The sequence below is a fragment of the Enterococcus sp. FSL R5-0957 genome (genome assembly GCF_038008005.1).
Lineage (GTDB): Bacteria > Bacillota > Bacilli > Lactobacillales > Enterococcaceae > Enterococcus_B > Enterococcus_B faecium.
In genome coordinates this window covers 2,535,001-2,556,840 of record NZ_JBBOYG010000001.1, presented here as the reverse complement: position 1 = coordinate 2,556,840, position 21,840 = coordinate 2,535,001, and the positions used below count along the sequence as shown (strand labels likewise).

Sequence of the window (21,840 nt, the reverse complement as noted above, 5' to 3'; positions counted from 1 at the left end):
ATAAGGCCTCCTCCTTCATTAAAAAGTGAATAACTAGTACTAATTTAGCATTTTTTTCAATAGTTTTCCACAGAAACCGAAGAAAAAAATTTTTTAATTACAATTATCCACATAATCGACAAATAAAAAAAAAGAAAAACACAGCTGTCAAAAAAAGTTTTCCACACCGCTAATGCACAGGTGGACAACTCGTAAAAATCACTAGATTTCCTCCTATGCCTGTGGATAATAAATGTATATTTATCAATAGTTTAGGGACGAAATACACAGGAAAATGTCTGTCTGTGTATTACTTTTTTTACACGTGTGTTTTCTGTGTAAAAGTGCCTCGTTATTATTTGTGGATAATTCCTGTGTATAACTTTTTCCACATGGGGTTCCCATAGAAAAAAATAATCTTGTGGATAAGTTTTGACAATCGATCTTCTATTTTATATTGACAAAATCACTACTTTGTCGTTATACTATCAAAGTATGTCTGTGTTTATAAAATAGATAAGAACATTTTGGAGGTGGAATATATGAAAAGAACATACCAACCAAATAAACGTAAACGTCAAAAAGTTCACGGATTCCGTAAACGTATGAGTACTAAAAATGGACGTCGTGTGTTAGCTAGCCGTCGTCGTAAAGGAAGAAAAGTTCTTTCAGCTTAGGCCACTGGGGTTTCAGTGGTTTTTTTTATACTCTTTTTTAGGGAAATGATGAAAGGACAATCGTAATTATGGTATGATTATGAGCGTAAGTGAGAGATAGAAAAGGAAAGAAAACTAATGAGAAAAGCGTATCGAGTAAAAAAAGAACGAGAGTTTCAAGCCGTGTTTCATACGGGAGATTCTTTTGCTAACCGCAAATTCGTCGTTTACCGTTTGAAAAAACCGGGACAGCCTCATTTTCGAGTTGGTTTATCTGTAGGAAAAAAGGTCGGCAACGCGGTAAGCCGCAATGAAGTCAAACGAAAAATCCGAGCAGCTGTTTATTCTATAAAAGAAGAGATTGATCCGGAGTTGGATTTTATTGTGATTGCTAGACCAAGTGTGAAGGGGCTGACTTATGATGAGGTTCGCTCCAATTTAGTCCACGTCTTAAAACTTGCAAAAATAATCGACAGAGAGGAAAAGAGTAAGTGAAGAAATACAAACGTTTACTTTTGATGGCCGGTATCGTTAGTTTGGTCATCGTCTTATCCGGTTGCGGAACTGGGGAAGTCAGCGCACAAAGTACAGGAATTTGGGATCGTTATATTGTTTATTACTTTGCTGAGGCGATCAAGGCGTTGTCATTTGGTAATGCAGGGATAGGGATTATTTTATTTACATTGATCATCCGTGTGATCTTGTTGCCGCTGATGCATTTCCAAACAAAGAGCATGCGAAAGACACAAGAATTACAACCGAAATTAAAAGCACTGCAGCAACAATATAGTTCAAGAGACCCAGAAACACAAAGTAAATTAAGAGAAGAGCAACAGCGTTTATATGCGGAAAATGGAGTCAATCCATATGCTGGTTGTCTTCCTTTATTGGTACAAATGCCAATCTTGATGGCGTTATGGCAATCTATTTCCCGTGTACCTGAGTTGAAACAAGGCCATTTCTTATGGTTGAACTTAGGGAACGCGGATCCAACATTTATCTTGCCGATTCTAGCAGCAATTTTTACTTTTGCAAGTACGTATTTATCTAGCATGAGTCAGATTGAATCGAATGCATCAATGAAGATCATGAATTTCGTGATGCCTGTAATGATTTTAGTGATGGGTGTCAATTTAGCCAGCGGTCTTTCATTATACTGGGTGGTTTCCAATGCCTTCCAAGTTGTACAAACGCTGCTGATCAATAATCCTTTCAAAATTCGAAAAGAACGGGAAGAAGAAGCACGTAAAATCCGCGAAAGAGAACGTGCATTGAAGAAAGCAATGAATCCTAAGAAAAAACGGAAATAATAGGGGAGGGAATGCTAATGCCGATTTATGAAGCTGCAACAATAGATGAAGCTGTTCAACTAGGTCTAGCTGATTTGGGTTTGGCCAAAGACCAAGTTGAAATCGAAATACTGGAAGAAGGAAAAAAAGGTTTCCTAGGAATGGGCCGAAAAAATGTACGGCTTTCGATCCAGCCAAGTATCAGTGAAAAAATTTCTGAAACAGTAGAACAGACGGTAGAAGAGATTTTAGAAGAAGAACCAACAGCTGAGATCGAGGTAGTCAACGAAACGATTCTTGAAGAAAAAACAGAAGAAGTAAGTGAGCTAGGTGATGAAGCAGCTTTAACGGAATTGGCAGTCTATCTTACTGAAATTTCAAAACAGCTTGATGCTCCAGCTCTTGTCAAAATGGAAAGAGAATCCAATAATATGGTCGTTTTCCATTTAGAAACACAAAAGCAAGGGTTACTGATTGGGAAACATGGAAAAACGCTGAATGCATTACAATATCTGGCACAAGTCTTCATCCATCGTTTAGCAAGAAATAAGCTATCTGTAGTGGTCAATGTAGGCAATTACCGTGAAAAGCGCCAAGAGATCATTCAGCGTTTAGCTGATCGTACGGCTGAAAAAGTAAAACGGACAGGACAGCCTGTTTTCTTAGAACCAATGCCTGCCTTTGAACGTAAACAAATCCATGCTGCATTAAGTAAAGATGAACATGTAAAAACACATTCGGAAGGTGAGGAACCTTATCGTTACTTAGTAGTTGAACCTGCTAAAAAATATTATTGATTCCATTACTTTTTGAATAAATCACGTTGACAAAGTTTTTCAAACCAAGTATATTTTACTAGAAATCATTCTTATCAGAGTATACGATGAAGTAGTCACTAACTTTGATAGAAAAAAGCGGAACGAAACTGTTTTCAGTTTTGCTCCGCTTTTTTTGTACCTGTTTCATTTAACCAATCGTCGTTTGGATAAATTGGATCACTGTTCCATAAGCAAAAAGTTCCAGAAAATACTTTCCATCCCGATTTCTTTGCTGATACTCAAAATGACAGTTGATCACCGCATTCGCACCATATTCAAGAACCTTCATCTTTAATTTCCTCTTCGTTGTCAAGAAAAGATCCTCTTTGGGAAAAGCTGGGTCAAACAAATCAGCTTCTAAGCATTCCACAACAAAAACGATATCGCGGACGATATATTTTTGATTGATATTTCCTGTAGATAAAACAACATCGTTGATCCGAGGATCACTTTCTTCTTTCAATGCATCAGAGTTGAACTGGCTCACTCCTTTTCTCCTTTCAAAAGTGTATAGTTTAGATAGCGCTACCACTTAGTGTACCGTTTTTTTTAAGAAAGATAAAGCCTTGTTTATACAGTATTTTCTCTTCGAATAAACCAAAGAACACAAAGAGACATCCAAAGTCAATTAAATGTAAGGTAATGGAATCAGGTGAGGTACAACTTCATATAACTTGTTTTAAGCACTTGATTCCTTATGGCAAGTGTGATAACCTATGACCAGAATTTAATCAAGAACAAGCAGTCAAAGTGCGAAGTTCACCATTTATTATGCATAAAGGGTGGAGTGGGCACTTTTTTTGTGCGCAAAATGAAAAAGGAAGTGAAAAAATGGCTGAAATTACTTTAGAATTTGATACGATTGCGGCAATTTCTACCCCGCCTGGAGAAGGAGCAATCAGTATCGTTCGTTTAAGTGGCGATCAAGCTGTGCAACTAGCAGATAAAGTTTATCATTCTGGGAATAAACGACTATCAGAAGTACCAAGCCATACGATCCATTATGGACACATCGTTGATCCCAAGAGCGATCAGCTAGTCGATGAAGTCATGGTCTCCGTGATGAGAGCACCAAAGACATTTACGCGAGAAGATGTAGTAGAAATCAATTGTCACGGCGGAATCGTCGTAGTCAATCAAATTTTGCAGTTATTGTTAAGAGAAGGGGCAAGATTAGCTGAGCCAGGCGAATTCACAAAACGAGCATTCTTGAATGGTCGTGTTGACCTTTCACAGGCAGAAGCTGTAATGGATTTAATTCGAGCAAAAACAGACAAAGCAATGGGGTTAGCCCTTAATCAGTTAGACGGCAATCTGTCTGCTTTGATCCGCTCATTGAGACAAGAGATTTTAGAGACATTAGCTCAAGTAGAAGTAAATATTGATTATCCGGAATATGACGACGTCGAAGAATTGACTACGAAGTTATTGCTTGAAAAAGCACAGATGATCCAACAAAGAATCCAAGCACTACTTGCTACGTCCAAGCAAGGAAAGGTTCTGCGGGAAGGGTTAAGTACGGCGATCATCGGTCGGCCAAATGTCGGCAAATCAAGCTTGTTAAACCATTTGTTAAGAGAAGAAAAAGCCATCGTTACGGACATTGCAGGAACGACTCGAGATGTAATCGAAGAGTATGTCAATGTTCGAGGCGTACCGCTCAAGCTAATCGATACAGCTGGAATTCGGGAAACAGAAGATGTGGTGGAACGTATCGGGGTCGAAAGAAGCCGTAAAGCATTAGCAGAAGCAGACTTGATCTTACTTGTTCTAAACCAAAGCGAACCACTGACAGCAGAAGATGAACAATTACTGGAAGCGACAAGTGGATTGAAACGGATCATTCTTCTAAATAAAACAGATTTGCCAGCACAGTTGGAACAAGAAAAATTGAACAAATTGATCGAAAATGAACCAGTTTTTTCAATTTCCGTAGCTAAAAACGACGGACTAGATCGTTTGGAATCAGCTATTTCTGATTTATTCTTCAGCGGAGAAACAGGAGAAAGAGACGCTACTTATGTTTCCAATACCCGCCATATCGCATTGTTAGAAAAAGCTTCCCTGTCACTTGAAGAAGTCATTGCAGGTATTGATGCAGGAATGCCTGTGGATCTCGTTCAAATCGATATGACGCGTTGCTGGGACTATCTAGGAGAAGTGGTTGGCGACAGTGTACAAGATGAATTGATCACTCAATTATTCAGTCAATTTTGTTTAGGAAAATAAAAGGAGGAACAAACGATTGAAACATTATGAAGCAGATGCGTATGACGTGATCGTTGTCGGCGCAGGACATGCCGGTTCAGAAGCTGCACTTGCTGCTGCACGTATGGGCTCAAAAACGTTATTACTGACAATAAATTTGGATATGGTAGCATTCATGCCATGTAATCCTTCTGTAGGCGGACCAGCTAAAGGCGTTGTTGTTCGAGAAATCGATGCGCTAGGTGGAGAAATGGGTAAGAATATCGATAAAACCTATATCCAAATGCGTATGTTGAACACAGGAAAAGGCCCAGCTGTCCGAGCATTGCGAGCACAAGCAGACAAACAAGCTTATTCAACAGAAATGAAACATACGATCGAAAAAGAACCAAATTTGACGTTAAGACAAGGAATCGTCGAAGAACTGATCGTCGAAGATGGTGTTTGTCATGGTGTAGTGACTTCCACAGGAGCGAGCTACCGGGCAAAAGCAGTTGTTATTACAGCCGGAACAGCACTTCGCGGAGAAATCATTATCGGTGAATTGAAATATTCATCAGGTCCGAATAACTCTCAACCTTCTATTGGACTAGCGAATCATCTAAAAGAACTTGGTTTTGCTATCGAACGGTTCAAAACAGGAACACCGCCTCGAGTAAAATCAAGTACAATCGATTATTCTGTTACAGAAGAACAACCTGGTGACAAAGAGCCGAATCATTTTAGCTTTAGTACACCAGATAGTGCCTATAAACTAAATCAGGAATCTTGCTGGCTGACCTATACAGGTGAGACGACTCACCAAATCATTCGAGACAACTTACATCGTGCCCCAATGTTTACAGGGATCGTTGAAGGGGTAGGCGCTCGCTATTGTCCATCCATCGAAGATAAGATTGTGCGTTTTGCAGACAAACCACGTCACCAACTATTTTTAGAACCAGAAGGCTTGAACACAGAAGAAGTCTATGTTCAAGGGTTATCTACTTCTTTACCAGAAGATGTCCAAGTCGACATGCTTCATTCCATCGCCGGTTTGGAAAAAGTAGAAATGATGCGTACAGGATATGCTATCGAATATGACGTAGTAGAACCACACCAACTCCGTCCGACATTAGAAACTAAAGTCGTTGAAAATCTTTATACAGCTGGACAAACAAATGGTACAAGCGGGTATGAAGAAGCGGCTGGACAAGGACTGATTGCTGGTATCAATGCAGCTTTGAAAGTTCAAGGAAAAGAGCCTTTAGTGATCAAACGAAGTGATGGTTACATCGGTGTCATGATCGATGATTTGGTGACAAAAGGAACGAACGAGCCTTACCGTTTGCTGACTTCACGTGCTGAATACCGTCTGCTTTTACGTCATGATAATGCAGATTTGCGATTGACAGAAATGGGTCACCGTGTGGGCTTAGTAAAAGAGGACCAATACAAGGCTTATTTGAAGAAAAAAGAAGCAGTTGAACAAGAAATCAAACGTTTGATGAATGTACGGATCAAACCAACAGAAGAAGTTCAAGCCTTTTTAGCGACGATTAATGCGGCACCTCTAAAAGATGGCGTACTAGCAAGCGACTTTTTAAGACGCCCTGAGATTACTTATGCAGATCTTCTACGGTTTATTCCAGAGAATGAAGAATTAACACGAAAAGAAATCGAACAAGTAGAAATCCAAATCAAATATGAAGGCTACATCAAAAAAGCCATGGAAAAAGTAGAAAAATTAAAACGCATGGAAGCGAAAAAGATTCCAGAAAACATCGACTACGCAGCAATCAACGGATTAGCAACAGAAGCAAAACAAAAATTGCAGAAAATCCAACCAGAAACAATTGCCCAAGCTAGCCGGATCAGCGGAGTAAATCCTGCAGATCTAAGCATCTTAATGGTCTATATCGAACAAGGGAAGATTGCGAAAGTCAGTGAACCAGCGTAATACGTAATAATAAATAGAAGAGAGAACCAGTTTTTGCAGAAATTGCCCAAAGCTAGTTCTCTCTTCTATGTGTATTTTATGAGTGCCATAATAGAAAGAAAAAATCTATCGGCGTTTCTTACTTTTCAAATTTTTAAGAATCCATATGGAAGGATTGCATGTCTTGGAATTTTGCGTTAAAGTAGGGAGAGAATCTGTGAAACAATTGCTGTTTCACAATGAAAGGAATAATTATGATACCAGAAGAATTTCGCCAATCTTTGGCAGAAAAAGGGATAGAGCTTACCGATCATCAAATGGAACAATTTGCTATCTATTATCGGACATTAGTCGAATGGAACGAAAAAATGAATCTTACAGCCATTACGGATGAAAAAGACGTATACCTGAAGCATTTTTACGATTCGCTTACGTTAGCATTTGAAGTAGACTTTACGCAACCTTTATCTTTATGCGATGTCGGTTCAGGGGCAGGATTTCCTAGCATACCTTTAAAAATTGCCTTTCCCGAATTGCAGATAACGATTGTTGATTCTCTGAATAAACGAATAACCTTCTTGTCTGAACTAACTCGATTATTAGGAATCGATGCTTCCTTATATCATGACCGGGCAGAAACATTTGGACAAAATCCTCAATTTCGTGCATCATTTGACCTTGTCACTGCTCGTGCAGTTGCACGTTTGAATGTGTTAGCAGAATTGTGTTTGCCCTTGGCTAAACAAGAAGGCTATTTTTATGCATTGAAAGCAGCAAAAAGTGAAGAGGAACTGACAGAAGCAAAACAAGCGATTGCTTTATTAGGTGGTAAATTCCTCAAAGAAGAGGCGGTTACCTTGCCGAATGTCTCTGACCAACGGCATATTATCGTCATTCAAAAAAAGAAAATAACCCCAAATAAATACCCAAGAAAGCCCGGTCTGCCTAATAAGCAGCCAATCAAATAGGAGGAGAAGAGATGGCACAAATAATATCTGTTGCGAACCAAAAAGGTGGCGTCGGCAAAACAACGACGACGGTAAATCTAGGTGCTTGTCTTGCCAGCCTTGGCAAAAAAGTATTGCTAGTGGATATGGATGCACAAGGAAATGCTACCAGTGGTGTCGGGATCAGAAAACCCGATGTGACAAAAGACATCTATGACGTTCTAGTCAATGAATTGCCAATTGATGAGGCGACGTTGATCACTGAACATGAAAATTTGAGTATTGTGCCTGCGACTCTCCAATTAGCAGGAGCAGAGATCGAATTGACATCAATGATGGCAAGAGAATCAAGATTAAAAGGATCTTTGGCAGAAGTCAGCAGCCAGTATGATTATATCTTGATCGACTGCCCGCCTTCTCTTGGCCATTTGACAATCAATTCATTTACAGCCAGTGATTCGATTTTGATACCTGTTCAGTGTGAATATTACGCATTGGAAGGATTAAGCCAATTACTGAATACGGTTCGTTTAGTCCAAAAGCACTTCAATCCAGAATTGGAAATAGAAGGTGTCTTGCTGACCATGTATGATGCACGAACAAATCTGGGAAATGAAGTCGTAGAAGAAGTACGCAAATACTTCCGCGAAAAAGTCTATGAAACGATCATCCCAAGAAATATTCGTTTATCAGAAGCACCTAGTCATGGAAAACCGATCATCGACTACGATCCACGTTCTCGGGGAGCTGAAGTCTACCAAGCATTGGCAAAGGAAGTGGTAAGTCGTGAAGAAAAGTAAAGGATTAGGCCGAGGAATCGATGCATTGTTTCAAGATTTAGAAAACTTAGAGACGGTGGATGTAAAAGATGATACCGTGATCCAGTTGCCATTGAATGAGCTGCGTCCAAATCCGTATCAGCCTCGTAAGACATTTGAAGAAGTATCTTTGCAAGAACTAGCTAATTCTATTGAACAATCAGGCGTCTTCCAACCAATCATCGTACGCCGTTCTGCAGTAAAAGGGTATGAGATCATCGCAGGGGAAAGACGTTTTCGAGCGTCCAAACTAGCTGAAAAAGAAACGATCCCTGCTATCGTCAGAGACTTTGACGAAGAAGCAATGATGCAAGTAGCCGTGTTGGAAAATCTGCAACGGGAAGATCTGAATCCATTAGAAGAAGCAGAAGCGTATGAAATGCTGATGAAAAATCTGAAACTGACACAAGCCGAAGTAGCTAGTCGTTTAGGAAAGAGCAGACCTTATATCGCCAATTATTTGCGCTTGCTTTCTTTACCAGATCTTGTTAAGGAAATGGTGCAAGATCAACGTTTATCTATGGGACAAGCTCGTACGCTGTTAGGCTTGAAAAACAAATCATTGATCTTGAAATTAGCCAATCGTGCAGTAACTGAAAATTTAACTGTCCGCCAACTGGAACAGATCGTTTCTGAGTTAAATCAAAATGATGGAAAAGAAAAGAAAAAAATCCCAAGGCTAGCAAAGGAAAAACCCTATTATATCCGAGAAAGCGAAGATCGTTTGATGGATAAATTTGGTACGAGCGTAGCTATCCAAGAAAAAAACGGGAAAGGTAAGATCGAGATCGAATACCTTTCTCAAAAAGATTTGACACGAATTCTTGATATCTTGAATATTCAATTTGATGAAGAATAAACAAAAAGGAGGCTATTTTTATGTACGACTTGCACGATATCGTTGAAATGAAAAAACCTCACGCTTGCCAGACGAACCGCTGGGAAGTCATTCGAATGGGCGCAGATATCAAAATCAGATGTATGAATTGCGGACATATCGTCATGATGACCCGTCGAGATTTTGAAAAGAAATTAAAAAAAGTAATTGAAAAAAATGCAGAGAAAGAGTGAATAAATTTATGGCATTGACTGCTGGAATTGTTGGGTTGCCCAACGTAGGAAAATCAACTTTGTTTAATGCGATCACAAAAGCAGGAGCAGAAGCAGCAAACTATCCCTTTGCAACGATCGACCCCAACGTAGGGATGGTAGAAGTACCTGACTGGCGTTTGCAACGCTTAACAGAACTTGTACATCCGAAAAAAACTGTTCCGACGACTTTTGAATTTACAGATATTGCTGGGATCGTAAAAGGCGCTAGTAAAGGAGAAGGTTTGGGGAATCAATTCTTAAGCCATATCCGCCAAGTAGATGCTATTTGTCACGTTGTCCGCTGTTTTGATGATGATAATATCACTCACGTAGAAGGACGCGTCGATCCACTAGAAGATATTGATACAATCAACTTGGAACTAGTGTTAGCAGACTTGGAATCTATCAACAAACGCTATACTCGTGTAGCAAAAGTTGCTAAAACCAAAGATAAAGATGCAGTGGCAGAGCTAGCTGTATTGGACAAAATCAAACCTGTACTGGAAGAAGGAAAATCTGCTCGAACGATTGAATTCACAGAAGAAGAACAAAAAATCGTTAAATCACTATTCTTATTGACGACAAAACCAATTCTTTACGTAGCAAATGTGTCAGAAGATGATGTGGCAGATGCAGATGCGAATCATTATGTACAAGAAGTGCGCAACTTTGCGGCAGAAGAAAATGCAGAAGTGATCGTGGTCAGTGCTCGTGCAGAAGAAGAAATCGCAGAATTAGATGAAGAAGACAAAGCAGAATTTCTAGAAGCTTTAGGAATCGAAGAATCAGGTTTGGATCAGTTGATCCGTGCCGCTTATGATTTGTTAGGCTTAGCTACTTACTTTACTGCTGGGGAACAAGAAGTACGTGCTTGGACATTCAAAAAAGGAATCAAAGCGCCGCAAGCAGCAGGAATCATCCATTCAGATTTCGAACACGGATTTATCCGTGCGGAAACTGTCTCTTTTGAAGACTTGGATCATTATGGAAACATGCATGCAGCAAAAGAAGCTGGGCGTGTTCGATTAGAAGGAAAAGATTATGTTGTACAAGATGGCGATGTAATGTTATTCCGCTTTAATGTGTAAAAGGGCTATCAAACTAGCTGTAGAATATGGTAGAATGTCTTTTGTGACGACCGTTGAGAAAAGGAACGGCTAAGGAGGACTATTAGATAATGGAACCAGAACAATTACGAGAAATCGTAAAAGAAAACAATAGTTTAGAAACAAAATTAACCAAAAGAAATCAACAGTACATTTTTGATTTGAAAAAATCTTTAGAAGCAGCGAATTTGTCTGAAGAAGAAAAAGTAAAAGCCCTTCATGACATTCTGCCTACTTTAGTTGCAGAACAAAAAGGCGGAAAAACAGCTCGCCAATTGTTCGGGACAGTCTCTGAAAGAACGGAAGCAATCATCAATAAACCAGCAGAAATACAAAATACATCAACCCCTTTATTGATGTGGTTGGATAATACATTACTACTGCTTGGTCTATTAAGTATCATGATCGCGATTACCGGATTGTTTTCACGTGGAACAACGCCAGCTTATGGCTTCTCTACACTCGTTCTAGGTTCTGCAATCGGGGGCTGGGTCTTTTATATGATGTACAAGTACATCTATCAGTATGAATACCCAGGAGCAGATCGAAGCAAGAAACCAGGAATGGGTAAAACATTGCTTATCCTAGGTGGAACGACACTTCTTTGGGTCGTGCTGTTTTCTGCGACAACGCTATTGCCGCCAGTTATCAATCCAGTATTAGATCCGATAGTAGTTATCATCATCGGAGCAGCTGCTTTAGCCGTCCGTTACTACTTGAAGAAAAAGTATGGGATCATTGGAAGTTTATCCGTTCCAAGAAGATAAACCAGAAAGCAGAGCAGTAGCTTTACTAAATATTGAGAGGTAGTAAAGGACCTCATTCCGTTTATCCATAGTTAAATAATAGTAAGAGGCTGTGACAAAAGTCTTGTCGCAGCTCCTTTTTTCGAATAAACGGTGTTCTCTTGCCAACTCCTCGGTAACAAATCACAATATTCAACAAACAAGAGAAATTGTTTTTTGAAATTGCTCCTTGTGACTCGGAGCTGAATGGCAGGCTCACGACCTCTTTCTTAAACGGTGTTCAATCAGCTGACCCTCGGCATTAGCTCAAAAAACGGCAAAATATGAGGAACTATTTTACCGTTTGTTTCTCTAATACTCAATCAGGGCGCTGATTTCACAACCTCTCGGTAAACGGTGTTCAAAAGCTTGCATCTGCGGTAATAAGCCCAACCAAACGAAAAATATGAGGAGCTATTTTTGTTTGGCAGTTCTTATTACTTGATGCATAACAGCTTTTTCACAACCTCTCCACTAAACGGTGTTTAATCAGCTAACCACTTCTGTCGCACTCTCTTTTAGTATATACACAGATGTAAGCGATTTATATTGGTATTCTATGAGAAAGCTAATTTGATTCTATGTAGATCATTGACTTAAATGAAAAAATCAATTATTTTAATAGATAAACTAAATTAGAGGAGTGGTACTAAAAATGTCCAACTGGGAAACAAAGTTCACGAAAAAAGGATTTACTTTTGATGATGTCTTATTGATACCAGCAGAAAGTCACGTGTTACCAAACGAAGTGGATATGAGCGTACAATTAGCTAAAAATATTAAGTTGAATATTCCAATCATCAGTGCAAGTATGGATACCGTTACCGACAGCAAGATGGCCATCGCTATGGCAAGACAAGGCGGATTAGGTGTGATCCATAAAAACATGACGATCAGCCAGCAAGCGGATGAAGTAAGAAAAGTCAAACGTTCTGAAAGTGGCGTCATCATTGATCCGTTCTTCTTAACGCCACAGCATCTTGTAGCAGACGCAGAAGAATTGATGAGCAAATACCGTATCAGTGGTGTGCCGATCGTTGAAACACTTGAAAACAGAAAATTGGTAGGGATCATTACAAACCGCGACATGCGTTTTGTAACAGATTACCACATGCCGATTGCTGATGTGATGACAAAAGACAACTTAGTGACTGCCCCAGTAGGTACCTCTCTAAAAGATGCAGAAAAGATTTTGCAAAAACATAAAATCGAAAAATTACCAATCGTTGATAACGAAGGTCGTTTAAGCGGATTGATCACGATCAAAGATATCGAGAAAGTGATCGAATTTCCAAATGCAGCAAAAGATGAACATGGTCGATTGCTTGTAGCAGCAGCTGTTGGTGTAACAAGCGATACATTCGAGCGTGCGAATGCTTTATTAGAAGCAGGGGTAGATGCAATCATCATCGATACAGCTCATGGACATAGTGCAGGTGTAATCCGAAAAATCCAAGAAATCCGTTCAACTTTTGCAGATGCAACATTGATTGCTGGGAACGTTGCGACGGCTGAAGCGACAAAAGCTTTATATGATGCAGGGGTGGATGTCGTAAAAGTCGGTATCGGACCAGGATCGATTTGTACGACACGTGTGGTAGCTGGTGTAGGTGTACCTCAGCTCACAGCCATCTATGATGCAGCATCAGTTGCTCGTCAATATGGCAAAGCGATTATTGCAGACGGAGGAATCAAGTACTCTGGTGACATCGTCAAAGCATTAGCTGCCGGCGGACATGCAGTTATGTTAGGCAGCATGTTGGCGGGGACAGATGAATCACCAGGTGAATTCGAAATCTTCCAAGGACGTCGATTCAAAACATACCGAGGTATGGGTTCATTAGGCGCGATGGAAAAAGGTTCAAAAGACCGTTACTTCCAAGGTAGTGTCAATGAAGCAAATAAATTAGTACCAGAAGGAATCGAAGGTCGGGTTGCTTACAAAGGAAGTGTTGCAGACATTATTTTCCAAATGATCGGCGGTTTGCGTTCAGGAATGGGTTATGTTGGGGCAGCCAATTTACAGCAATTACGTGATGAAGCGCAATTCATCCAAATGAGCGGCAGCGGATTAAAAGAATCACACCCTCATGATGTACAAATCACGAAAGAAGCACCAAACTATTCAGTTGAATCTTAAAAATACTAAAAAGGAGTGGTAACACATGTTGTGTCACCACTCTTTTTTTGAATAAAAAATGTTTCCTTGCCAACTCCGAATCACAAGTACAATATTCATAAAATATGAAGAGCTGTTTTTTGAAATTACTCCTTGTGGTTTGGAGTGAAACGGCAGGCTTACGACTTCTTGGTAAACGGTGTTCTCCTGCCAATTCCTCGGTCACAAGTCACAATATTCAATAAACATGAGGAGCTGTTTTTTGAAATTGTTCCTTGTGACTCGGAGCTGAACGGCAGGCTCACGACCTCTTGGTAAATGGTGTTCAAAAGCCAGTTTCTCGGTATTAAGTCCAATTTATGCAAAAATGTGGAAAGCCATTTTCACAAAATTTTTCTTAATACTCGAAACTAAGCGGCTTTTTCACAACCTCTGATAAACGGTGTTCAAAAGCTTGCATCTGCGGTAATAAGCCCAACAAAACGAAAAATCAGAGGAGCTATTTTTGTTTGGCAGCTCTTATTACTTGATGCTGGACAGCTTTTTCACAACCTCTTTATTTAATAACTTTCAGATTACCCATATAAGGAACGAGCGCTTCTGGAACTGTGACAGAACCATCTTCATTTTGGTAATTTTCCAAAATGGCAGCTACTGTACGGCCAACTGCAAGTCCTGAACCATTCAGAGTATGAGCATAGTGGATTTTTCCATCATTATCGCGATAACGGATCATTGCTCGGCGTGCTTGGAAATCTTCACAGTTAGAACAAGAACTGATTTCACGATAAGTATCTTGTGCAGGAATCCATACTTCTAAGTCATAAGTTTTAGCTGCAGAAAAGCCCATGTCTCCAGTTGATAAGGCCATCACACGATAAGGCAAATGCAATTTTTTCAAGATATCTTCTGCATCAGCTGTCATTTTTTCCAATTCTTCGTAGGAATGCTCTGCATCCGAAAATTTGACCATTTCTACTTTATTGAATTGGTGAAGACGAATCAGTCCTCGTGTATCCCGACCAGCACTTCCGGCTTCAGAACGAAAAGCAGGGCTTAGTGCAGTGAAATAAATAGGTAAATCTGCACCATCTAAAATTTCATCATTATAATAGTTAGTTAATGGTACTTCAGCTGTTGGGATTAACGTTAGATCAGTATTCTCCAATTGGAAAACATCTTCTTTGAATTTTGGAAATTGTCCCGTACCAAACATCGCTTTACTGTTGACGATATAAGGAGTGATCATTTCAGTATAGCCGTGTTCGTAAATATGCTGATCAAGCATGAAGTTGTAGACTGCACGTTCTAATCGAACACCTAATCCTTTGTAATAGACAAAACGGCTACCGGCTACTTTTGCGCCACGTTCAAAATCTAAAATATCAAGATTTTCTGCAATTTCCCAGTGTGGTTTTGGTTCAAAAGCAAATGTACGTGGTTCGCTCCAACGACGGATTTCTACATTGTCCTCTTCATCTGTTCCAACTGGCACAGAATCATGGGGAAGGTTTGGCAAAGTAGTTGCAATTTGTTTCAACTTTTCATCCACTTCAGCAATTTCAGTATCCAATGCTTTGATGTTGCCACCGACTTTTTTCATTTCAGCGATTTTAGCAGAAGCATCTTCTTTTGCACGCTTCAATTGGGCGATCTCAGCAGAAACATCATTTCGATATTTTTTTAATTCTTCACTTTTGACTAGTAGCTTACGACGATTTTCATCTAGTTCCATGAATTCAGCTAATGTTTCTTTTTTTACGCCCCGAGTCATCAATTTTTCTTGTACTTCTTCAATATTTTGTCGCATCATTTTTACATCTAACATATGATTTCCTCCTTTTTGAAAATAAAAAAAGACTGATCCATCCCATTATTCTTGGGACGAATCAGTCTGAAATTCGCGGTACCACCCAAGTTCAGCGTCAGCTGCACTTGTTGAACACATAACGGCTGTTGAACCGACCTTTCTTATTTCGAAAGGGCACGTAAACGAACTGGAACTTCCAAATTATCCTTTGCTGATTTACACCTGCCATCAGCTCTCTGAAAAAGAATAAAGTGTACTGGGTTCTGTGTTTTTCATTTATTCTAATAATTGTAATAAGAATAGCGAATATTTCAGCTTTCGTCAATAACTTCCTGTGTATCAATAGGTAATTTTTCATTTTTCTTGATTGGAAGGTGCATGATGAAAGAAGTCCATTGCTTATCTGATTTTGCATAAATGTATCCGCCGTGCAAAGCCACAATGCTTTGAGCGATTGCTAAACCAAGTCCAGTTCCTCCAGTTGCTTGTGAACGAGATTCTTCTACACGATAAAAACGGTCGAATAGATTATCGATTGCCTGTTGTGGGATCATTGCTCCGTTATTTTTGACTGTTGCAACAACTTCTGAACCGATACGTTCTACTTCGATTACGATCTTCGTTGCTCCTTTTCCGTATTTCAACGCATTCGTCAAAAGATTATTGAAGACACGTACAAGTTTTTCGGTATCGCCATCCATGATAAGGGAGTCTACTTTTGATTGAACAAGTATTTGGATATTTTTTTTAGAAGCTTCCAACTCAAAATCAGCTGCTAACTGTTCGATCAACTGGATCATGTCAAAGGCAGAAAAATTCACCGGGACAGCAGGCTGGCGTACCTTAGTGTATTCAAATAAGTCGTCCACTAAAGATTTCATCTGCTTTGCTTTGATATAAGCAGTATGCGTATACTTTAAAAGATCTTCTTCTGAGTGATACTGGCCATCTTCTATCAGTCCTAGGTATCCAATGATGGACGTGAGTGGGGTACGGATATCATGACTGACATTCGTGATCAATTCATCTTTTGATTTTTCGATTTTACGTTCGTCTTCAATCGCTGCTACGGTACTATCCACCAATCCATTGATACTTGTTACCACTCGGCTTAAGTCACCACTCAGTTCAAAAGGGATACGATGATCATAATTTCCGTTTGCGATGTAGTGAAGTTCGCTGATGATATGCCGCAATTGCATTTGGCGATATCTTCGAATCAAGCGCCAATACAAAACACCAATATCTAATAGAAAGAAAAAGGGAATAATAAAATTCCGGCCGTTCCAGAACAAATCAGTGTTCAATCGTTCTGCAAAAATATTCTTTGAATCCCAAATCGCATTCGTCAAAGAAGGTGAACTGTTGATCACCGAACTGATAACAACCAGAATAGAAACATTTAATAGAAGCAAAAGGATAATCGTGATGATTCCTTCCGCTAACAATTCGCTGATTTCTTTTGAAGTCAAATTGATCCGACGGCGTTTTTCAGTTGCTCGTTTACTATCTTGCGTCAATTTTATAGCCCACTCCCCAAACGGTTTGAATGACTTTTTCACCACCAGTTGCTTCTTCAATCTTATCTCTTAAATGACTAACGTGAACCATGACAGTTTTAGCAGAGACAATACTTTCTTGTTTCCAAACACGCTCAAAAATTTCATCCGCGCTAAATACTCGATTAGGATGACTAGCAAGCAAGTAGAGGATACCAAATTCCAAAGCTGTTAACTGGATTTCTTTCCCATCGATTGTTTTAACTTCATGAGAGTCTTTATTGATGATTAATGCATTTACTTCTAATACATCAGGCTGATCTGGGGCAATCTGCATTTTTGTACGCCGTAATAAAGACTTTACTCTAGCCATTACTTCTAACGGATTAAATGGCTTGGTCACATAATCATCTGCACCAGCGACCAGTCCTTTGATCTTATCCATATCAGTAGTTTTTGCTGTCAGCATAATGATTGGTATTTGGGATTCTTTTCGTAGCTCTTTCACTACTTGCATCCCATCCATCTCAGGCATCATGATATCCAAGATAAGTAATTCAATATCGGGAATTGTTCTAATCTTAGATAATGCTTCCTTCCCGTCATAAGCCTTTACTGCTTCATACCCCTCATTGTGAACATAGATACTTAATAATTCAACGATTTCTTTATCATCGTCAGCAATCAAAATTTTCATAAATAAATCCTCCAGAGTCATATTGTTACTATTATTCTAGCAAAAAAAAGCAGAAATAGATAAAAGCAGCACTTTGTTAAGGAAAATTTTAGAAGGTGAGACATCTAGTTGGTGTGAATAAGACAAGAACATGAACATTAAACTGAAAACAAAAGGATTTTACGTCTCTCGGAGTTATAAAGACGAACGAAAAAGGACCAGAACTAACCAATGATCATGTAAGCTAGAAATGTTGATAAATAAGCATTTTCTTATTGACTTTCACATGTGATGTTGATATATTATTATTTGTTCAAAAGAACACCAATAACTTATTAAATTCTTAATTGTCAAATTAAGTTAGACAAATCATCAATACTTACGTAACTCAAAAATACTTCCAAAGGTGTTCGATAATTCAGTGATTTTCTAGGAATATTATTTCGTTTCGATGCGACAGATTGAATAAAAGATTCATCTACTGAATTGAAATCCATAGATTTCAATAAACCATCTCTACGTAACAATCCGTTAGAATTCTCGTTTAGGCCTCTTTGAGACGGCGTTCCTGGATCAGCGAAATAAATGGCAATATCATTGGCATTACTGATCTGTTTCCAATTTGAAAATTCCTTTCCACAATCAAAAGTGATGGATTTGAATAGATTTTTCGGTACAGATTCAAACCAATGATTTAATTTGTTTTCAATATCAATCGCTTGTCTACCACACGGTTTCAATGTGATGATAACTTTTGATAATCGCTCAACTAAGGTAATTACAGCACTTTTATGTTTCAAACCTACGATAGTGTCACCTTCAAGGTGACCAAACTCATTTGAGAATTGGCTATAATCTTTTTCACGTTCATGAATAGAGCGACGGAAAGCTTGTTTTCCACGTCTTTCTTGATGTCCATTTGGTTTACGCTTGCCTTTCATCGGTAAGTCAGAAGGATTAAATAGCCCCTTTTTGAACATACGATAAATGGTACGAGCAGAACAACGAATAGGAAACGCTGCACGACCAACAATCACATCGGGTGTCCATCCTTGAACAACCTTTCTTTGAATATATTCTGATTGTTCCTCAGGTAAAACAAGCGGGCGTCTACCACAGTTTGATTTGTTTTTCTTATACTGTTGATAGTACTCTAAGGCTGATTTTCCTTGCTTGAAGAACAGGTATACTTTATGGATCGTTTGTCTTGAACGATTCAAGCAATGCGCAGTTTTCGCAACAGATTGATTTATTTTGAAATAAGACTCTATCATTACAAGTTCATCCGTTGTAAGATGGGTATAGGTCATTTGTACTCACTCCTTATAATTCTTTGGACGGAACTATTTTGAGTGTAGCACAAATGACTTTTTTAGTTGTCTAGCTTAATTTTACAATCGGCGAATAATAAAAAATAAGTTGTTGACATGTTGGAAATGACATGATAAGATAACTGAGTCGTTAAAAAAGAACCGCTTGCGAAGCTTGATTCTATCGAAAAAAACTTCAAAAAGTTCTTGACAAATAACAAACGATAAATTATGATAAATGAGTTGCTGAAAGATTTCAAAAAACGAAATCGAAAAAAACTTTTAAAAAAGAGTTGATAATCGCTTGTCTCTCTGATATGATATAAAAGTTGCTACGGCAGCCAAAAACGAATCGGGAAACACTCCCGATGAAGTAGACCTTTGAAAACTGAACAAAGTAAGACAAACCAAATGTGTAGGGCGTCTTGATTCAATTCAAGACAACAAACATTTTTAACAAGCAAGCAATATGCTAGCAAACAAATTGAGCTTAACAATCGCAAGATTGTTCGAACTTTTTATGAGAGTTTGATCCTGGCTCAGGACGAACGCTGGCGGCGTGCCTAATACATGCAAGTCGAACGCTTCTTTTTCCACCGGAGCTTGCTCCACCGGAAAAAGAAGAGTGGCGAACGGGTGAGTAACACGTGGGTAACCTGCCCATCAGAAGGGGATAACACTTGGAAACAGGTGCTAATACCGTATAACAATCAAAACCGCATGGTTTTGATTTGAAAGGCGCTTTCGGGTGTCGCTGATGGATGGACCCGCGGTGCATTAGCTAGTTGGTGAGGTAACGGCTCACCAAGGCCACGATGCATAGCCGACCTGAGAGGGTGATCGGCCACATTGGGACTGAGACACGGCCCAAACTCCTACGGGAGGCAGCAGTAGGGAATCTTCGGCAATGGACGAAAGTCTGACCGAGCAACGCCGCGTGAGTGAAGAAGGTTTTCGGATCGTAAAACTCTGTTGTTAGAGAAGAACAAGGATGAGAGTAACTGTTCATCCCTTGACGGTATCTAACCAGAAAGCCACGGCTAACTACGTGCCAGCAGCCGCGGTAATACGTAGGTGGCAAGCGTTGTCCGGATTTATTGGGCGTAAAGCGAGCGCAGGCGGTTTCTTAAGTCTGATGTGAAAGCCCCCGGCTCAACCGGGGAGGGTCATTGGAAACTGGGAGACTTGAGTGCAGAAGAGGAGAGTGGAATTCCATGTGTAGCGGTGAAATGCGTAGATATATGGAGGAACACCAGTGGCGAAGGCGGCTCTCTGGTCTGTAACTGACGCTGAGGCTCGAAAGCGTGGGGAGCAAACAGGATTAGATACCCTGGTAGTCCACGCCGTAAACGATGAGTGCTAAGTGTTGGAGGGTTTCCGCCCTTCAGTGCTGCAGCTAACGCATTAAGCACTCCGCCTGGGGAGTACGACCGCAAGGTTGAAACTCAAAGGAATTGACGGGGGCCCGCACAAGCGGTGGAGCATGTGGTTTAATTCGAAGCAACGCGAAGAACCTTACCAGGTCTTGACATCCTTTGACCACTCTAGAGATAGAGCTTCCCCTTCGGGGGCAAAGTGACAGGTGGTGCATGGTTGTCGTCAGCTCGTGTCGTGAGATGTTGGGTTAAGTCCCGCAACGAGCGCAACCCTTATTGTTAGTTGCCATCATTCAGTTGGGCACTCTAGCAAGACTGCCGGTGACAAACCGGAGGAAGGTGGGGATGACGTCAAATCATCATGCCCCTTATGACCTGGGCTACACACGTGCTACAATGGGAAGTACAACGAGTTGCGAAGTCGCGAGGCTAAGCTAATCTCTTAAAGCTTCTCTCAGTTCGGATTGCAGGCTGCAACTCGCCTGCATGAAGCCGGAATCGCTAGTAATCGCGGATCAGCACGCCGCGGTGAATACGTTCCCGGGCCTTGTACACACCGCCCGTCACACCACGAGAGTTTGTAACACCCGAAGTCGGTGAGGTAACCTTTTGGAGCCAGCCGCCTAAGGTGGGATAGATGATTGGGGTGAAGTCGTAACAAGGTAGCCGTATCGGAAGGTGCGGCTGGATCACCTCCTTTCTAAGGAATATTACGGAGACTACACAATTTGTTTTTACTTTGTTCAGTTTTGAGAGGTTTACTCTCAAACACTTTTGTTCATTGAAAACTGGATATTTGAAGTAAATGTAAGTAATACAAACCGAGAACACCGCGTTGAATTTGAAAGCTGAACAAATTGTTTAGCCTGAAGCAAAATAGGCGGACGGCCATAAAATCTTTGATTTTATGAGACGATCGATCTTTTTGCCGTACAGGCTGATTTGTGAGCTGGATAGAGTTTTTTAATAAGTTCAATTGCTTATTTTCTTGATCTAACTTCTATCGCTAGAAGAAGGATCAAAACCCAACCGTAAGGTTGATAAGGTTAAGTGAATAAGGGCGCACGGTGGATGCCTTGGCACTAGGAGCCGATGAAGGACGGGACTAACACCGATATGCTTTGGGGAGCTGTACGTAAGCTATGATCCAGAGATTTCCGAATGGGGGAACCCAACATCTTTAATAGGATGTTACGATTGTGTGAATACATAGCACATTCGAGGTAGACGCAGAGAACTGAAACATCTAAGTACCTGCAGGAAGAGAAAGAAAATTCGATTCCCTGAGTAGCGGCGAGCGAAACGGGAAAAGCCCAAACCAGCAAGCTTGCTTGTTGGGGTTGTAGGACTCCAATATGGTAGTTCTTTCAGATAGTCGAATGACTTGGAAAAGTCAGTCAAAGAGGGTAAAAACCCCGTAGACGAAATGTGGAA

At 40.1% G+C, this 21,840-nt stretch carries 18 protein-coding genes, 2 rRNA genes and 1 other annotated feature (1 of these 21 only partly in view); of the genes, 15 read left to right on the top strand and 5 right to left on the bottom strand.

Annotation, left to right across the window (positions count from 1 at the left end; translation table 11 throughout):
• Window positions 1-521 precede the first annotated feature (521 nt).
• From rpmH to jag, 4 genes are all read left to right on the top strand, one after another.
• Window positions 522-656, top strand: coding sequence for a 50S ribosomal protein L34 (rpmH, locus tag MKX69_RS12450; RefSeq protein ID WP_002293121.1), 135 nt, complete (start codon window positions 522-524; stop codon window positions 654-656).
• A gap of 117 nt (window positions 657-773) precedes the next feature.
• Entirely contained in the window at window positions 774-1,130 is a 357-nt protein-coding gene (gene rnpA, locus MKX69_RS12445) for a ribonuclease P protein component (RefSeq protein ID WP_002293120.1), read from the top strand.
• Window positions 1,127-1,945, top strand: coding sequence for a YidC/Oxa1 family membrane protein insertase (locus MKX69_RS12440; protein ID WP_002309900.1), 819 nt, complete (start codon window positions 1,127-1,129; stop codon window positions 1,943-1,945). Before rnpA ends, MKX69_RS12440 begins: the two co-directional genes overlap by 4 nt.
• Before the next feature lie 17 nt (window positions 1,946-1,962).
• A complete protein-coding gene (jag, locus tag MKX69_RS12435; protein WP_341010460.1) occupies window positions 1,963-2,721 on the top strand; it encodes an RNA-binding cell elongation regulator Jag/EloR in 759 nt (252 codons plus the stop codon).
• Between the two features lie 169 nt (window positions 2,722-2,890).
• On the opposite strand, the gene MKX69_RS12430 is transcribed toward jag, so the two are convergent.
• Window positions 2,891-3,229, bottom strand: a complete 339-nt coding sequence (locus MKX69_RS12430) for a hypothetical protein (protein ID WP_070769970.1) — start codon at window positions 3,227-3,229, stop codon at window positions 2,891-2,893.
• 344 nt (window positions 3,230-3,573) lie between these two features.
• Here MKX69_RS12430 and mnmE point away from each other — a divergent pair, with 344 nt between their 5' ends.
• From mnmE to guaB, 9 genes are all read left to right on the top strand, one after another.
• The gene (gene mnmE / locus MKX69_RS12425; RefSeq protein WP_086323436.1) at window positions 3,574-4,971 is read left to right on the top strand and encodes a tRNA uridine-5-carboxymethylaminomethyl(34) synthesis GTPase MnmE; all 1,398 of its coding nucleotides are present in this window, start codon (window positions 3,574-3,576) and stop codon (window positions 4,969-4,971) included.
• Window positions 4,972-4,987: 16 nt separating this feature from the next.
• Window positions 4,988-6,889, top strand: coding sequence for a tRNA uridine-5-carboxymethylaminomethyl(34) synthesis enzyme MnmG (mnmG, locus tag MKX69_RS12420; RefSeq protein ID WP_341010453.1), 1,902 nt, complete (start codon window positions 4,988-4,990; stop codon window positions 6,887-6,889).
• Window positions 6,890-7,122: 233 nt separating this feature from the next.
• The gene (rsmG, locus tag MKX69_RS12415) at window positions 7,123-7,836 is read left to right on the top strand and encodes a 16S rRNA (guanine(527)-N(7))-methyltransferase RsmG (RefSeq protein WP_341010450.1); all 714 of its coding nucleotides are present in this window, start codon (window positions 7,123-7,125) and stop codon (window positions 7,834-7,836) included.
• 11 nt (window positions 7,837-7,847) lie between these two features.
• On the top strand, window positions 7,848-8,615 hold the full coding sequence (locus tag MKX69_RS12410; RefSeq protein ID WP_002293108.1) for a ParA family protein: 768 nt from the start codon (window positions 7,848-7,850) through the stop codon (window positions 8,613-8,615).
• Window positions 8,602-9,492, top strand: a complete 891-nt coding sequence (locus tag MKX69_RS12405; RefSeq protein WP_341010447.1) for a ParB/RepB/Spo0J family partition protein — start codon at window positions 8,602-8,604, stop codon at window positions 9,490-9,492. The genes MKX69_RS12410 and MKX69_RS12405 overlap by 14 nt, the downstream gene beginning before the upstream one ends.
• 20 nt (window positions 9,493-9,512) lie before the next feature.
• Complete coding sequence (locus tag MKX69_RS12400; protein ID WP_002293106.1) at window positions 9,513-9,704, top strand: DUF951 domain-containing protein; 192 nt, start codon at window positions 9,513-9,515, stop codon at window positions 9,702-9,704.
• 8 nt (window positions 9,705-9,712) lie between these two features.
• On the top strand, window positions 9,713-10,813 hold the full coding sequence (gene ychF, locus MKX69_RS12395) for a redox-regulated ATPase YchF (protein WP_341010544.1): 1,101 nt from the start codon (window positions 9,713-9,715) through the stop codon (window positions 10,811-10,813).
• Between the two features lie 89 nt (window positions 10,814-10,902).
• Window positions 10,903-11,598 carry a DUF1129 domain-containing protein gene (locus tag MKX69_RS12390; RefSeq protein WP_002293104.1) on the top strand — a complete coding sequence of 232 codons (696 nt, stop codon included), beginning with the start codon at window positions 10,903-10,905 and terminating at the stop codon, window positions 11,596-11,598.
• Between the two features lie 673 nt (window positions 11,599-12,271).
• Window positions 12,272-13,756, top strand: a complete 1,485-nt coding sequence (gene guaB, locus MKX69_RS12385) for an IMP dehydrogenase (RefSeq protein ID WP_002293341.1) — start codon at window positions 12,272-12,274, stop codon at window positions 13,754-13,756.
• A 535-nt stretch (window positions 13,757-14,291) separates the two neighbouring features.
• Here guaB and serS read toward each other — a convergent pair.
• From serS to MKX69_RS12365, 4 genes are all read right to left on the bottom strand, one after another.
• Window positions 14,292-15,563: a serine--tRNA ligase gene (serS, locus tag MKX69_RS12380; protein WP_341010443.1), complete on the bottom strand. Its 1,272-nt coding sequence runs from the start codon at window positions 15,561-15,563 to the stop codon at window positions 14,292-14,294.
• Window positions 15,564-15,612: 49 nt separating this feature from the next.
• Window positions 15,613-15,818: a binding site (T-box leader), on the bottom strand.
• Between the two features lie 38 nt (window positions 15,819-15,856).
• Window positions 15,857-17,065 carry a sensor histidine kinase gene (locus tag MKX69_RS12375; protein ID WP_002295267.1) on the bottom strand — a complete coding sequence of 403 codons (1,209 nt, stop codon included), beginning with the start codon at window positions 17,063-17,065 and terminating at the stop codon, window positions 15,857-15,859.
• Window positions 17,052-17,741: a response regulator transcription factor gene (locus MKX69_RS12370; protein ID WP_002295268.1), complete on the bottom strand. Its 690-nt coding sequence runs from the start codon at window positions 17,739-17,741 to the stop codon at window positions 17,052-17,054. Before MKX69_RS12370 ends, MKX69_RS12375 begins: the two co-directional genes overlap by 14 nt.
• Before the next feature lie 329 nt (window positions 17,742-18,070).
• Window positions 18,071-19,030 (bottom strand): IS30 family transposase, encoded by a 960-nt coding sequence (locus tag MKX69_RS12365; RefSeq protein WP_000222573.1) that lies wholly within the window; start codon window positions 19,028-19,030, stop codon window positions 18,071-18,073.
• Window positions 19,031-19,546: 516 nt separating this feature from the next.
• Here MKX69_RS12365 and MKX69_RS12360 point away from each other — a divergent pair.
• Window positions 19,547-21,106, top strand: a 16S ribosomal RNA gene (locus MKX69_RS12360).
• A 344-nt stretch (window positions 21,107-21,450) separates the two neighbouring features.
• Window positions 21,451-21,840, top strand: a 23S ribosomal RNA gene (locus tag MKX69_RS12355); it runs 2,525 nt beyond the window's last position.
• The 16S and 23S rRNA genes sit together here, the layout of an rRNA operon.